Source organism: Rhizobium sp. SG741, from assembly GCF_012275435.1.
GTDB classification, from domain to species: Bacteria; Pseudomonadota; Alphaproteobacteria; order Rhizobiales; family Rhizobiaceae; genus Rhizobium; species Rhizobium lusitanum.
Map to the genome: position 1 here is coordinate 42,304 of NZ_JAAZQP010000024.1, position 12,816 is coordinate 55,119.

Annotated in this window: 9 protein-coding genes and 1 pseudogene; 6 read left to right on the plus strand and 4 right to left on the minus strand. The window is 59.6% G+C overall.

Translation table 11 applies throughout. The features are described from left to right. Window positions 1-11 precede the first annotated feature (11 nt). Both FHT29_RS33195 and FHT29_RS33200 read right to left on the minus strand, forming a co-directional pair. Window positions 12-731, minus strand: a complete 720-nt coding sequence (locus tag FHT29_RS33195) for an ROK family protein (RefSeq protein WP_168596341.1) — start codon at window positions 729-731, stop codon at window positions 12-14. Between the two features lie 40 nt (window positions 732-771). Next, window positions 772-3,195, minus strand: a complete 2,424-nt coding sequence (locus tag FHT29_RS33200; protein ID WP_037197037.1) for a glucan 1,4-alpha-glucosidase — start codon at window positions 3,193-3,195, stop codon at window positions 772-774. A gap of 783 nt (window positions 3,196-3,978) precedes the next feature. Here FHT29_RS33200 and FHT29_RS33205 point away from each other — a divergent pair. Continuing rightward, complete coding sequence (locus tag FHT29_RS33205; RefSeq protein ID WP_047639099.1) at window positions 3,979-5,925, plus strand: methyl-accepting chemotaxis protein; 1,947 nt, start codon at window positions 3,979-3,981, stop codon at window positions 5,923-5,925. A gap of 59 nt (window positions 5,926-5,984) precedes the next feature. Here FHT29_RS33205 and FHT29_RS33210 read toward each other — a convergent pair. Both FHT29_RS33210 and bhcR read right to left on the minus strand, forming a co-directional pair. After that, window positions 5,985-6,122: pseudogene (locus tag FHT29_RS33210) on the minus strand (cupin); the annotation flags it as partial. Between the two features lie 128 nt (window positions 6,123-6,250). Then, complete coding sequence (bhcR, locus tag FHT29_RS33215; protein WP_168596343.1) at window positions 6,251-7,060, minus strand: HTH-type transcriptional regulator BhcR; 810 nt, start codon at window positions 7,058-7,060, stop codon at window positions 6,251-6,253. Window positions 7,061-7,255: 195 nt separating this feature from the next. On the opposite strand from bhcR, the gene bhcA reads away from it, so the two are divergent. From bhcA to FHT29_RS33240, 5 genes are all read left to right on the plus strand, one after another. Then, entirely contained in the window at window positions 7,256-8,446 is a 1,191-nt protein-coding gene (gene bhcA, locus FHT29_RS33220; RefSeq protein WP_168601095.1) for an L-aspartate--glyoxylate aminotransferase BhcA, read from the plus strand. Window positions 8,447-8,458: 12 nt separating this feature from the next. Further along, the gene (gene bhcB / locus FHT29_RS33225; RefSeq protein ID WP_037197030.1) at window positions 8,459-9,406 is read left to right on the plus strand and encodes a beta-hydroxyaspartate dehydratase BhcB; all 948 of its coding nucleotides are present in this window, start codon (window positions 8,459-8,461) and stop codon (window positions 9,404-9,406) included. Window positions 9,407-9,418: 12 nt separating this feature from the next. Beyond that, complete coding sequence (gene bhcC / locus FHT29_RS33230; protein ID WP_168601096.1) at window positions 9,419-10,582, plus strand: 3-hydroxy-D-aspartate aldolase BhcC; 1,164 nt, start codon at window positions 9,419-9,421, stop codon at window positions 10,580-10,582. A 47-nt stretch (window positions 10,583-10,629) separates the two neighbouring features. Beyond that, the gene (gene bhcD / locus FHT29_RS33235; RefSeq protein WP_168601097.1) at window positions 10,630-11,595 is read left to right on the plus strand and encodes an iminosuccinate reductase BhcD; all 966 of its coding nucleotides are present in this window, start codon (window positions 10,630-10,632) and stop codon (window positions 11,593-11,595) included. Window positions 11,596-11,737: 142 nt separating this feature from the next. Then, window positions 11,738-12,721, plus strand: coding sequence for a glyceraldehyde 3-phosphate dehydrogenase NAD-binding domain-containing protein (locus tag FHT29_RS33240; RefSeq protein WP_246703210.1), 984 nt, complete (start codon window positions 11,738-11,740; stop codon window positions 12,719-12,721). Window positions 12,722-12,816: the final 95 nt, after the last annotated feature.

The window sequence follows — 12,816 nt, forward strand, 5'->3', positions numbered from 1 at the left end:
CCGGATTCAGCCTAAAATCTCAGGCTTTCGTCCGTCCATAGGCGAAAGCCGCCAAGAAATGCATTCTCGTTGTCGCCGGCGCGGCAGCCGTCGGGCAGCTTCTCGAGCTTGTCGACATTGCCGCCACCAATGACAGTTTCATGCGGCAGCAGGGCCGCTTGCAACTTGCCGACGATCTTCTCGACCGATTTGCGCCATTTCTTCTTGCCATATTTCACAAGGCCGCGCTCGCCGGCGAAGTCCTCGAACGTCTCATTATTTTTGTAGGGCAGATGTGCAAGTTCCATGGGCAAGCAGACGTGATCGACGACCATTGCCGAACCCAGCCCGGTGCCCAGCCCAACAAACAGCATGTTGCCGCCCGCATAGCTGCCGATCGCCTGCAAAACTGCGTCGTTGACGAGCCTGACGGGCTTGCCGAAAGCGGCGGAAAAATCGAAGTCCTTCCAGCCGGCCCCCAGATTGTGCGGCTCCGCCGCTGGTTTATTGTCGGCGACCGGGCCGGGATATCCCATGCCGATGACGTCGTATTGCCAGTCGGCGGTAAGCTCCTTGACTGCTTCGACCATCTTTTGCGCGGACATTGCCGCACCGGAGACGGCTGCCCGCCGGTCGCTGCCGGAACTCAGACGCGTTTTGACATGCGAGCCGCCAAGATCGATTGCCAGGACGACGAGATCCTGCGGCGCGGCCGACGTTGTGTGCTCGAGAGATTCGGGTTTTGCGGTCACGGTGCGTCTCCCCTTCTGGTAGGTTTGTTGTTAGTGACGTTTAGGCGTCGCCGTCGGCCACGACGACTGAGAAATCCTCTCCCTCCCAATGGTCGGTGTCAGACCAATAGAAGGTGAAGGCGATCACCGCGCCCTTTGGCAGCCGTTCAGTCGCAAGCTCCGCAACATCGATGCCGAAGCCGTTTTGGCGGGTTGTGGTATCGCTTGCGCTTTCCCAACCATCCGAACTCCAGCGCACCACGGCCCGCGCCATCACTTCGATTCTCAGGCGCTTGCCGACAGAAACCCGCGATGTCTTGTTGTTAAAGCGCCAGAGCACGAAGGGCGCGGTGGTCTTGTTCTTGATATAGCGCTCGACGCCCTGTGGCGGCATGTCGAAAACGGCATTGTCTCTCAGCGAACGCAGCAGCTTGATGTGTTCGGCATGCGCCCAGACGAGTGGCATCGCACTGCCGGATGGCTCGCCGAAAACAAGGCCTCGCTCGGGTATGTCAGCCTGGTCCCATACTTGCTCGGGCAGTAGCCCGCCCGGTCCTGCAGAGCCTTCAAGAGCGCTGAGCAACGCGATCGCCGCTTTTGGCCTGCCGGCAGCAAGTTCATAGTGGGCTCGTTCGCCGGCGAGCAATGGCCACGGGCGACCGATGCCGATGCCGTCGAATGGGCCGCCGTCGGCATGCTCGCCATAGCCGTCCCCAGTATAGCGATACCAGAGCGGACCTTGCGGCAGATCGCATTTGAGATGAGCGTCGATAACCCTGACGGTGTCCAGAATGCGTGGATCGTTGGCGGCACGCAATCCGAACCGAACCAGCGCCAAGGCATCCGGGCTGACGACGCGGGCCGTCGGCAGAAACGATTCCGAGAGCGGGCGGTTCTTGATCGGCACGAAACCATCGGCAGGCGAGGCGCCGTCGGCGATCTCGGGTGGGGCGATGCGCACATAATAGCCCTTGACCCCAAGATCGGCACTAGCGGCATCGGCGCCGACATAGGCCCAGCGCTCGATCTGGTCATTCCAGGCATCGGCGGTCTGTCTGAGATAATCGGCATTGTGGTCCTGTCCGGCAATCTCCAGAATGTCGGCAGCGGCGAGAAGCGCGGCGATCTCGACAGCAAGGGTAAAGGGAGAGAAGCCGCCGTCTTCCTCCCAGCGATCCTCACCCGTTACAGGGCCGTTCACGACCACATAGCGCGCCGCTCGCTCGACCATCGAGACATAGGACAAGAGCGCTTCGCCGGTGAGCGCTCCTTCGCGGCGCAGCGCGTCAGCCAGCAGGATCGGAAAGGCGCATTCATCCATCTGTATGCCGGTCCAATAGGGTACGCCGTCGAGCCAGGCGTTCTGCGGCCAGTGCCCGTCCGCCTCCTGGATCGTCCGAAGATAGGCAAGGATACGGAGCGCATCTTGAGGGGCGCCGGCCGCAAGGAAGCCGCCGGCCGTCTCGACGAGATCGCGTGGCCAGACCAGGTGATAGCCTCCGAGATCCTCATCGCCCTTGGCAAAGCCCCAGGGGATAGACAGCGAGGCGACGGCCGGACCCTCGAAGGACAAAGGCCGGTGCGTGGCGAGAACGGCCGTCGATATCCGGTAGCGATTGAGTTCGGGCGGCGGCGCTCTCGGTTCGTCGAGCGCCAGTAGCGTGCTTTGCCATCTCCGCCAGTCGGCGACGTAGCTGCGCTCGGCATCCTCGTAGCCGGCCTGCAGGCTGGCAAGCGCGTTGTAGCCCGCCTCCTCGGAACGGTTTCCGAAGCCGAGCGAGAGAAGAACGGTGTCGCTGCCGGCCGCAAGATCAATTTCGCCTGTTAGCGCGACGTTGCCGTCGGCGGCACGAGTGATGCGCGGGTCCAATTGGCCGGCCTCCTGCAGTTGGCGCCATCCATCGGAAATGCCGACATAGCCGGCGGACGCCGTCCGCCATCCGCCGCTAACGGCAAGCGCCAGCGAGATACCGCCCTTGCCCGTCGCAAAGAGCATCGGCGTGCCCTTGTAATCGCCAACCCAGCCGGTGTTGCCGCTGCCAGCATTGACCAGATGCGGGGCGGCAAGAACATAGAGGCGATAGTCGTGGACCGACCCTTGCAACGCTTCGAATGATATTTGCTGTAGTAAGCTGTTGCGCACCGGATCGACGATGATGCGCTTGACGATCCGGTAGCGCCCATCGAGTGCCGTGTTGACGAGCCGATAGGCCGGAACGCCGTCCTCGATCGTCGTAACAATGCTTTCGGTATCGCGTTTTTCCTCGGAGAAATAGCCGTCCGGACCGGTGACGATCAGGCCAAGATCACGCGTACAGGCGCAATCGACGCGCGGAAAATAGACTTCGTTGAGGATGCCGTGGCTCAGCGTGAACCATATGCGGCACGCCGATGAGAGCGCCGTGCCAACACCGCTCTTCGCGCTGGATGTCCAGCGAGGGGCGATACCCCCCGCATTAGAGCCCGAAGCATCGTCCTGTGTCATGCGTCCATCTCCGTTATCGGCGCAATCTGCTCCGACAAATCCGCTTCGGCAAGAGCTGCTTGCGACGCGCCGGGAATGGCGCGGCAACCGGGGTGCCGATGGAATATTCGGATCGCCGGTCAGGCCAGGAATTACCTACCCCTTAGCGATGAGGGGTTCGCATTGACTAACGAGATCACCGGCAGGCTGAACTTTTCTGTTGCCGCATAGGATTGGGGGGGAGAGCCGAAATCGTGAGCTTTGACACAGCAGGCACGGTGGCCGTCGATATTGTGATCGGCTGCCATCGCCACCAGCCCGGCCACACCATACCGGTGGCATACGGTCCCGAATTCAGGCCAATCGCTGTTCTACATCGCGATGCCGGATGTTCGGTGCTGATTGATGGTCGTTCCAACCGCGCGATATGAGTTGCCGACATAAAATGCCAGGGCTGCTCTATGCCTCCTTGTGGAAGCGGACGAAGGCGAATCGTCGGCTGTCCGGCGCCCAGGCATCATGAAGCCCGTCGATAACGACAGTCGGCAATTTGGTTGTTTGGAAGGTGAATATCGGAAAGGTGGCCGCGCGGCAGCATCAAAGCAGGAGATGATACTTCCACGCCATTTCGTTCGGCTTTTAACTGCGGCCGTTCCTTGCGGGATCTTATTATACTTACAACCTGAAGTAATTTTTGAATATTATAATATAATTTCATATAATCAAAGTAGAAATGTATGGTTGATAAATAATTAAGAATGTTTGGCTAGTTTTGCTATAGAAACAAACTGGGGGAGTGCGACGATGGCGTCGATACAACATAAGATCATCATTGCAAGTGTCGCAATTTTCGCCCTGGCCGGTGGCGCCACGGGTGTCGGGCTGTGGTCAGCCGCAACTCTTGCAGATAACAACGCCGAGGTTGCCCGTACGGCGGATGTGCTTCGGAACCACATGCAGGCGGACATGATGCACGATGCGCTTCGGGCAGACGTGCTGGCGTCGATGCTGGCGGCAAATCCGGCGGCAGGGATCACCACGGACGCGGTAAAGGCCGATCTAAACGAACACAAGGCCTCTTTCCGGGAAATGATCGAAGCCAACAAAAGGCTCGCAACCGACAAGAGTGTGCAGGAGGTGCTTGCCAAGGTCGAAGCTCCTCTTTTGAAGTATATCGACAGTGCCACGGCGATGGTCGATCTTGCTGCGAAGGATGAGGCTGCAGCCATGAAATCGCTACCCGAATTCATGAATCAGTTTTCCGCTCTTGAAACGGCCATGGAACAGGCCGGGGATCAGATCAGTGCCTTGTCCGCTGCAACGGCAAAACAAAGTGCCCATATGCAAGCCTTCGTGGACAGGCTTTTGAACGGCCTTCTCGGTTTGACAGCTCTATTTTCCATCAGCCTCTACTGGTTGACACGCAAGACGGTTACGAAGCCTATCCTTGCACTTTCCAATGATATGCAGAGGCTGGCCGGGGGCGAGACCGACATCCGTTGCGGCGCGATTGGTCGTTCAGACGAAATCGGCGTCATGGGATCGGCCTTTGAAGTCTTCCGACAAGCTGCGATTGCCAATAAGCAGCTTGAACAGGATGCCGAGGCAGCCAGGAAGCAAGCCGAATCGGATCAGGTCGCTGCTCGACGCGAGGCCGACGAAGAGGCGACGGATCGTCTTCGCGCCGCCACATCAGGCCTTGCGGCCGGATTGAAGCGGCTTGCCGGCGGCGATCTAGCATTCCAGCTTGACGAGCCTTTTTCCGGGGATTTCGAAGCGCTTCGGCAGGATTTCAACAGGTCGGTCAAGCAGCTTGGAGATGCGCTCGGCGGAATCTCCATCGCCATTGCAGCGATCGATGACGGTACGCGCGAGATTTCTTCCGGCGCCAACGATCTCTCCAGGCGCACCGAACAGCAGGCGGCCTCCCTTGAGGAAACAGCCGCGGCGCTTGACCAGATCACCGTCAATGTATCGAATTCGAGCAGGCGCGCCGACGAGGCCCGCACTGCGGCGACCGAAGCCAATCGCAGCGCCGCAAAGTCCGCCGAAGTCGTATCGCACGCCGAGGAAGCCATGCGCCGCATCGAGGCATCCTCGCAACAGATTTCCAGCATCATCGGGGTGATCGACGAGATCGCCTTCCAGACAAATCTTCTGGCGCTGAATGCCGGGGTCGAGGCAGCGCGCGCCGGTGAAGCCGGAAAGGGTTTTGCGGTTGTCGCTCAGGAAGTGCGTGAACTTGCACAGCGATCGGCACAAGCAGCCAAAGAGATCAAGGGGCTGATCCAGAAGTCGTCATCGGAGGTTGAAAGCGGCGTCAAGCTCGTGCTGGATACCGGCATGTCGCTGAAGACGATTGGCGAGCAGATCGCTGACATCAACCAGCACATGAACGCCATTGCGACCTCAGCGAAGGAACAGTCCACCGGATTGGCAGAGGTCAATACGGCCGTCAATTCGATGGATCAGACGACACAGCAGAACGCAGCCATGGTCGAACAATCGACCGCAGCCTCGAATAGCCTGGCAATGGAGGCAGCCAAGCTTCGTGATCTGGTCTCCCAATTCACGCTGCAAGCTTCCGCCTCCGCACAATCTGCAGCGCTGCGCAGGACGGGACGGGCGATGGCTGAACCCGATAGGCAGGCGGCCGTCGTCTCCATGATGCCTCAGCCTAGACGAGCCGCAGCCGCCGGAAACAGGGCATCGGCTTCAGCAGCCTCTCAAAAGGAATGGGAAGAGTTTTGAGGCTTCGTACCGGTCAGGTCGACCGGTACGTCGCAGCTGACGGAGAACTGCGGAAAGACGGAGAGCCGGTTCTCCTGATATTCCGCCACCTTGAAGACGGCGACGAATTGCAGATCCGTCTTGCTGGTGTTCTCGATGATATGGCCTTGGCTTTTCCTCATGTATCCGATGTCGCCCGGCCGGAAGTCGGCAGTCCGGTACATGACGAACCCTCGCATCTTGCCCGGCGCGAACCGAGCGCCTGGCTGGCTGATGTGGGACGCCGCTGAGCAGAATCATACTTAAGTCGAGTTCGGCTGGGTAACGGGCCGGGCCTAAACCTCGATTACGGTGCGCCGAGGCGACGGGACACCATTCTCGCCGCGCTTCTCACCCGCTCGCCGAGCTGGTGGATATCAGCGTCCGGAAGACGATGTATTGGTCCGGAAACGGAAATGCCTGCCACCGCCTCGCCGTGCACGTTCAGGATGGGCGCCGCGACGCATCGCATCCCCTTCGTGCGTTCCTCGTCGTCGAACGAATAGCCTCTCTCCCGCGTCTTCTGCAGTTCCTCGCGCAATTGCTCGAAGGAACGCACGGTGTTTTCCGTAAATCGCTCGAATTCTTTCTTCCGGAAGAGCGCTGAAAGCCGGTCTTCGTCATATGTGCTGAGAAGCGCCTTGCCGATGCCGGAGGCATGCAGTGGCGATAGTGTTCCGGGTGGGAAAAAGGCACGGATCGACTCATGAGTCTCGACCTGGCTGATGAACAGGACGTTGCCGTCCTTCTCGATGCCGAGATTGGATGTCTCTCCGGTTTCGAGCATGAGTTCGCGCATGATGGGGCGGCTCCGCTCGACGACGTTGGAGCGACGGAGGAAAGCTGCGCCAAGCCGATAGGCCTCGGGACCGATGTGCCAAACCTGGCGATCGGGACTGATCTCGACGAACTCGCGGCGCTCCAGCGTCGCCAACACGCGGTGCATGGTTGCTGCCGATTGCCCGAGCTGGCCGGCCAGTTCCGACAATGTCTTGCCTTCCGGCGTCGCGAGAGCATCGAGGACATCCAGTGCCCGATCGAGCGCCTGGATCGTGTTTTGTGTCTGAGGGCCGTTGAAGGCCTTGGGGCGGCCTCTTCGGCGCGGTTCTTGAGGCATCAGCCGTCGTCTCCAATGGCGTTCAGTCGATAAAAAATTCTGACTTGAAAAATACATTTATACAATGAAAAATACCAATCAATTGATTATATTGCATATTATAACAATAATAACGATTTTGAAAAATCATTTCAAAAAAATTTATCTCCTATTTCCGGCGTGCTATCAATTCTCCCACAACAGGAGGACGCCCAAATGTATATGCAAAATCCCGTCTTCATTCCGGGCCCAACGAACATGCCTGAGATCCTTCGCAAGGCTGCGGACATGCCGACGCTCGATCATCGCTCGCCCTTGTTCGGAGAGATCCTGCGGCCGGCGCTTGCAGGTGTGAAGAAGATCCTGAAAACCGAAGCCGCCTCCGTCTATGTATTTCCGTCCACGGGAACCGGCGGATGGGAGACGGCGATTACCAATACGCTCAGCCCCGGCGACCGTGTCCTTGCCGCGCGCTATGGCATGTTCAGCCAGCGCTGGATCGATATGTGCCAGCGGCACGGGCTGAAAGTCGATATCATCGAAGCCGCCTGGGGTGGCGGCGCTCCCGCCGCCCGCTACGAGGAGATCCTCGCGGCCGACACCGCGCATGAGATCAAGGCGGTTCTCGTCACTCATAACGAGACGGCAACCGGCGTTAAATCCGATATCGCCGCCGTTCGGCGGGCGATCGATGCGGCGCGTCATCCGGCCTTGTTGTTTGTCGATGGCGTCAGCTCAATCGCTTCGATGGATTTCCGCATGGACGAATGGTCGGTCGACATCGCCGTCACGGGCTCGCAGAAGGGCTTCATGCTGCCTGCAGGCCTCGCGATCACGGCCTTTTCGCCGAAGGCGCTGGCGGCGGTCGAAACGGCCCAGCTTCCGCGGACATTCTTCGATATCAGAGACATGGCCAGGAGCTACGCAAACAATGCCTATCCCTACACGCCGGCCGTCGGACTGCTAAACGGGCTCAAGCTGTCGACGGAACTATTGCTGGCGGAAGGCCTGGAGAATGTCTTTGCCCGCCATCGGCGCATCGCCTCGGGCATTCGTGCGGCCGTCCGGGCATGGGGGCTGGAGCTCTGTGCCATGAGCGAAGACCTCTACTCGGACACGGTCAGCGCAATCCGCACGCCTGAGGGCTTCGATGCGACGTCGATCGTGGCGCACGCCGCCAAGACATATGATGTCGCCTTCGGGGTTGGCCTCGGCGAGGTTGCCGGCAAGGTCTTCCGCATCGGCCATCTCGGCAGTCTCACCGATGTCATGGCGCTGTCGGGCATTGCGACGGCTGAAATGGTCATGGTCGATCTCGGCCTCGACATCAAGCTCGGCTCGGGTGTTGCCGCTGCGCAGGACTATTATCGCGACGGCCGCACGTCCAAGGTCCGGGCCGCTGCCTGAGGAGCCGGAACCATGTATATCCCAACACTTGCCGACATGACTGCCGCGGATGAGCGGATCAGGCCTTACATTCATCGAACCCCGGTTCTGACGTCCAGCTTCATCAACTCGCTGGCCGGAGCCGAACTGTTCTTCAAATGCGAGAATTTCCAGAAAGCGGGAGCCTTCAAGGCACGCGGCGCGTCGAACGCTGTTTTTGGCCTCAGCGACGAACAGGCCGCCAGGGGTGTTGCCACGCATTCGTCCGGCAACCACGGGACATGCCTTTCCTATGCGGCCGGCCGTCGCGGAATTCCGTGCACGGTCGTCATGCCGCGCACCGCGCCGCAGGCAAAGAAGGATGCTGTCCGGGGATATGGCGGCAAGGTCGTCGAGTGCGAACCTTCGACCTCATCGCGCGAGGCCGTTTTCGCCGAAGTCGTGGCTGAAACGGGAGCGGAGTTCGTGCATCCCTACAACGATCCGCGAGTCATCGCGGGACAGGCGACCTGTTCGAAAGAACTGATCGAACAGGTTGACGGGCTCGATGTCGTCATCGCCCCGATCGGCGGCGGCGGAATGGTCTCGGGAACCTGCCTCACTCTCTCCAATCTTGCGCCCCGCATCAAGATCTACGCAGCAGAGCCGGAGCAGGCTGATGATGCTTACCGCAGTTTCAAAGCCGGCCACATCATCGCAGACGACGCGCCGAACACCGTGGCCGATGGTCTCAAGGTGCCGCTGAAGGAGCTGACCTGGCATTTCGTCAGAAACCACGTCACGGATATCCTGACGGCTTCCGAGGAAGACATCGTCGATGCGATGAAGCTCATCTGGAAGCGGATGAAGATCGTCATGGAGCCTTCCAGCGCCGTGCCTCTGGCGACCATCCTGAAGAACACGCACGTCTTTGCCGGAAAACGCGTCGGCATCATCATCACCGGCGGCAACGTCGACCTCGATAAATTGCCTTGGCAATAGGGAGCAGAAGCAATGAACATGGAACCGAAATTTGCCGGCATGGAAGTCGGCTACGACGTACCGGCTCTTCCCGGAATGAGCGTCGATGACATCCAGACGCCCTGCCTGATCCTCGATCTCGATGCGCTCGAGCGCAATATTCGCAAGATGGGCGACTATGCAAAAGCCCACAACATGCGCCACCGCGCGCATGGCAAGATGCACAAGTCTGTCGATGTTCTGAGGCTCCAGCAGGAACTGGGCGGTGCTGTCGGCGTCTGCTGCCAGAAGGTTTCCGAAGCGGAAGTCTTCGTTCGCGGTGGGATCAAGGATGTGCTGGTCTCGAACCAGGTTCGCGATCCGGCAAAGATCGATCGCCTGGCACTGCTGCCGCAGCGTGGCGCGCGGATCATCGTCTGCGTCGACGACCTGGCCAATGTCGATGAGCTCTCCAGGGCAGCGCAGAAATACGGCACGACGCTGGAATGCTTCATCGAGATTGATTGCGGCGCCGGACGGTGCGGCGTCACGACGACCTCGGCCGTCGTCGAGCTTGCCAATGCCATCCATGCGGCCCCCGGCCTCAAGTTCACAGGCATCCAGGCCTATCAGGGCGCCATGCAGCACATCGACAAGTATGAAGACCGCAAGGCCAAGCTCGATGCGGCGATAGCCCAGGTCAAGGATGCCGTCGACGCGCTCAAGGCCGAAGGTCTCGACCCCGAGCTGGTCAGCGGCGGCGGCACGGGCAGCTATTATTTCGAGAGCAATTCGGGCGTCTACAACGAGCTGCAGTGCGGCAGCTATGCGTTCATGGACGCGGATTACGGCCGCATCCGTGACAAAGACGGCAAGCGGATCGATCAGGGGGAATGGGAGAATGCGCTGTTCATCCTGACCAGCATCATGAGCCACGCAAAGGCGGACAAGGCAATCTGCGATGCCGGCCTCAAGGCGCAATCGGTCGACTCCGGATTGCCCTTTATCTTTGGCCGCGATGACGTGAAATATATCAAATGCTCGGACGAGCATGGCGTTATCGAAGACCCGAACGGCGTCCTCAAGATCAACGAAAAGCTGCGTCTGGTCCCTGGTCATTGTGATCCGACCTGCAATGTCCATGATTGGTATGTCGGCGTGCGCAACGGCAAGGTCGAAACGCTCTGGCCCGTGTCCGCCCGCGGCAAGGCCTACTGACGAAACAGGGGGTTCCGGCCCCCATTGAAAAGCTAGCGGAAGCCAGAATGATCATCGTTCCTGAGACTGAAATTGCCGGATTGGTGACCCCTGCCGATTGCTTCAGGGCGGTCGAGGGGGTATTTGCCTCGATGGCGGATAAATCGGCCTACAATTTCCCTGTCGTCCGCGAGGCGATCGGGCATGCCGATGCCCTCTACGGCTTCAAGTCGGGTTTCGATCGCAAGGGCCTGGCGCTCGGGCTCAAGGCCGGTGGGTTCTGGCCGAACAATGTCCACAAGGGCCTCACCAACCATCAGTCGACCGTGTTCCTGTTCGATCCGGATACCGGCAAATGCCGCGCCGTCGTCGGCGGCAATCTGTTGACTGCGCTGCGGACGGCGGCGGCCTCTGCCATTTCGATAAAATATCTCGCCCGTAAAGACGCGAAGGTCCTTGGCATGATCGGTGCCGGTCACCAGGCGACGTTTCAATTGCGCGCAGCCCTTGCGCAGCGCTCATTCGAAAGGATCGTCGGCTGGAATCTGCATCCGGATATGCTGAGCCGTCTGGAGGAGGTTGCCAAGGAGGAGGGCCTTCCTTTCGAGGCAGTCGATCTTGATCGGCTGGGGGCCGAAGCGGATGTCATCATCTCGATCACCTCGTCTTTTGCGCCGATGCTCAAGGCATCGCAGGTTCGAGCTGGCACACATCTCGCCTGCATGGGGACCGATACGAAGGGTAAGCAGGAGGTCGAAGCCGAAATCCTCGCTGCGGCAGCCGTCTTCACCGATGAAGTCGCACAGGCCGTTACCATCGGCGAATCCCAGCATGCGATCGAAAGGGGACTAATCCGTGAAGAGGCCATCGTCGAGATTGGCGCGGTGATCAACGGAACCCACCCCGGACGCACCTCCGCAGACCAGATTACGCTCTTCGACGGTACGGGGGTTGGCCTTCAGGATCTTGCCGTCGCCTCGGCTGCCGTCGAGCTCGCCCTGGCAAAAGGCGTGGCAATCGAGGTCGACTTCTAGGGCCGGCGCATCTAAAGGGAGGAGGATAGGGAGGACGGTGGCATCGACATCCGCGACGCCACGGCGATAGCCAATTCAACCGCGACACTGCAGGCCTCCGGCATTGTCGATTAAGGGTGTAAGTCGTATGTCGAACCGGCCGTTGAAGATTGCAATTAACGGGTTTGGAAGGATCGGGCGTTCGGTCCTGCGTCTCCTCCTGCGCGATCGTCCTGATATGGAAGTCGTGCTGATCAACGACATCGCCGCTTTGGAGACATGTGCCTACCTCTTCGAATATGACAGTATTTATGGTCCTTGGCCGGAGGCCGTCTCGACTGGCGAGCGGACGCTCGTCGTCGGCAAGGTGTCGATACCGTTTCACAATGTTCCTGATATCAGCAAGCTCGACCTTCACGGCGTCGACGTTCTCCTGGAATGCACCGGCCATGCCAATTCCCGAGCGGTGGCTCAACGAGGCATAGATGCCGGCGCAAAGAAGGTGCTGATTTCCGGTCCGTCTAACGCTGCCGATGCAACATTGGTGCTGGGTGCCAATGAGGAAGCCTTCCGCGGCCAGACCGTGGTTTCAAACGCCTCATGCACCACAAATGCGCTTGCGCCGCTTTTGCGCATTGTTGATCAAGAGTTCGGCATCATCGGCGGCCAGATGACCACCATTCATTGCTACACGGCAAGCCAGCCGACGATAGATCAACCGCGCTCCGATCTAGCCCGAAGCCGTGCCGCCGCACTTTCGATGGTGCCGACGACCACGAGCGCCCATGCGATCGTCGGGGAAGTCCTTCCGCATCTCGCCGGCTTGATCGAGGCGCGCGCCCTTCGGGTGCCGACGGCCAGCGTTTCGGCGATCGATCTCACCGTCGCGGTTCGGCATGTTTCTGACCTCGACACCATGCGTACGAAACTGAAACAAGCAGCCGATGGATCGCCGGTGTTGGGTTGGATCGAGAAGCCGCTGGTCTCCGTGGATCTGCGCGGTCGTCCCGAATCTCTTGTTTTGAGTGGACCGGAGATTTCGCTTGGCGCCGGCGGCCTTCTCAGGGTGTTCGGCTGGTACGACAATGAATGGGGCTTCTCGAACCGGATGCTCGACATGGCGCAACACATTGGGCGCACGACCTAGAGCGGTTACGCGTTTCACGGAATCGCCTGACCGCTCTATGCTATTGTTTTTGCGCAATTCCGGACGGAAAACCGCTACGCACTTTTCCTGGAATT

What these genes read in the sequence shown, in the direction of transcription:
- bhcB (WP_037197030.1), top strand. Translation starts at nt 8,459, where the DNA reads ATGTATATCCCAACACTTGCCGACATGACTGCCGCGGATGAGCGGATC.
- FHT29_RS33205 (WP_047639099.1), top strand. Translation starts at nt 3,979, where the DNA reads ATGGCGTCGATACAACATAAGATCATCATTGCAAGTGTCGCAATTTTC.
- bhcA (WP_168601095.1), top strand. Translation starts at nt 7,256, where the DNA reads ATGTATATGCAAAATCCCGTCTTCATTCCGGGCCCAACGAACATGCCT.
- bhcC (WP_168601096.1), top strand. Translation starts at nt 9,419, where the DNA reads ATGAACATGGAACCGAAATTTGCCGGCATGGAAGTCGGCTACGACGTA.
- bhcD (WP_168601097.1), top strand. Translation starts at nt 10,630, where the DNA reads ATGATCATCGTTCCTGAGACTGAAATTGCCGGATTGGTGACCCCTGCC.
- bhcR (WP_168596343.1), bottom strand. Translation starts at nt 7,060, where the DNA reads ATGCCTCAAGAACCGCGCCGAAGAGGCCGCCCCAAGGCCTTCAACGGC.
- FHT29_RS33200 (WP_037197037.1), bottom strand. Translation starts at nt 3,195, where the DNA reads ATGACACAGGACGATGCTTCGGGCTCTAATGCGGGGGGTATCGCCCCT.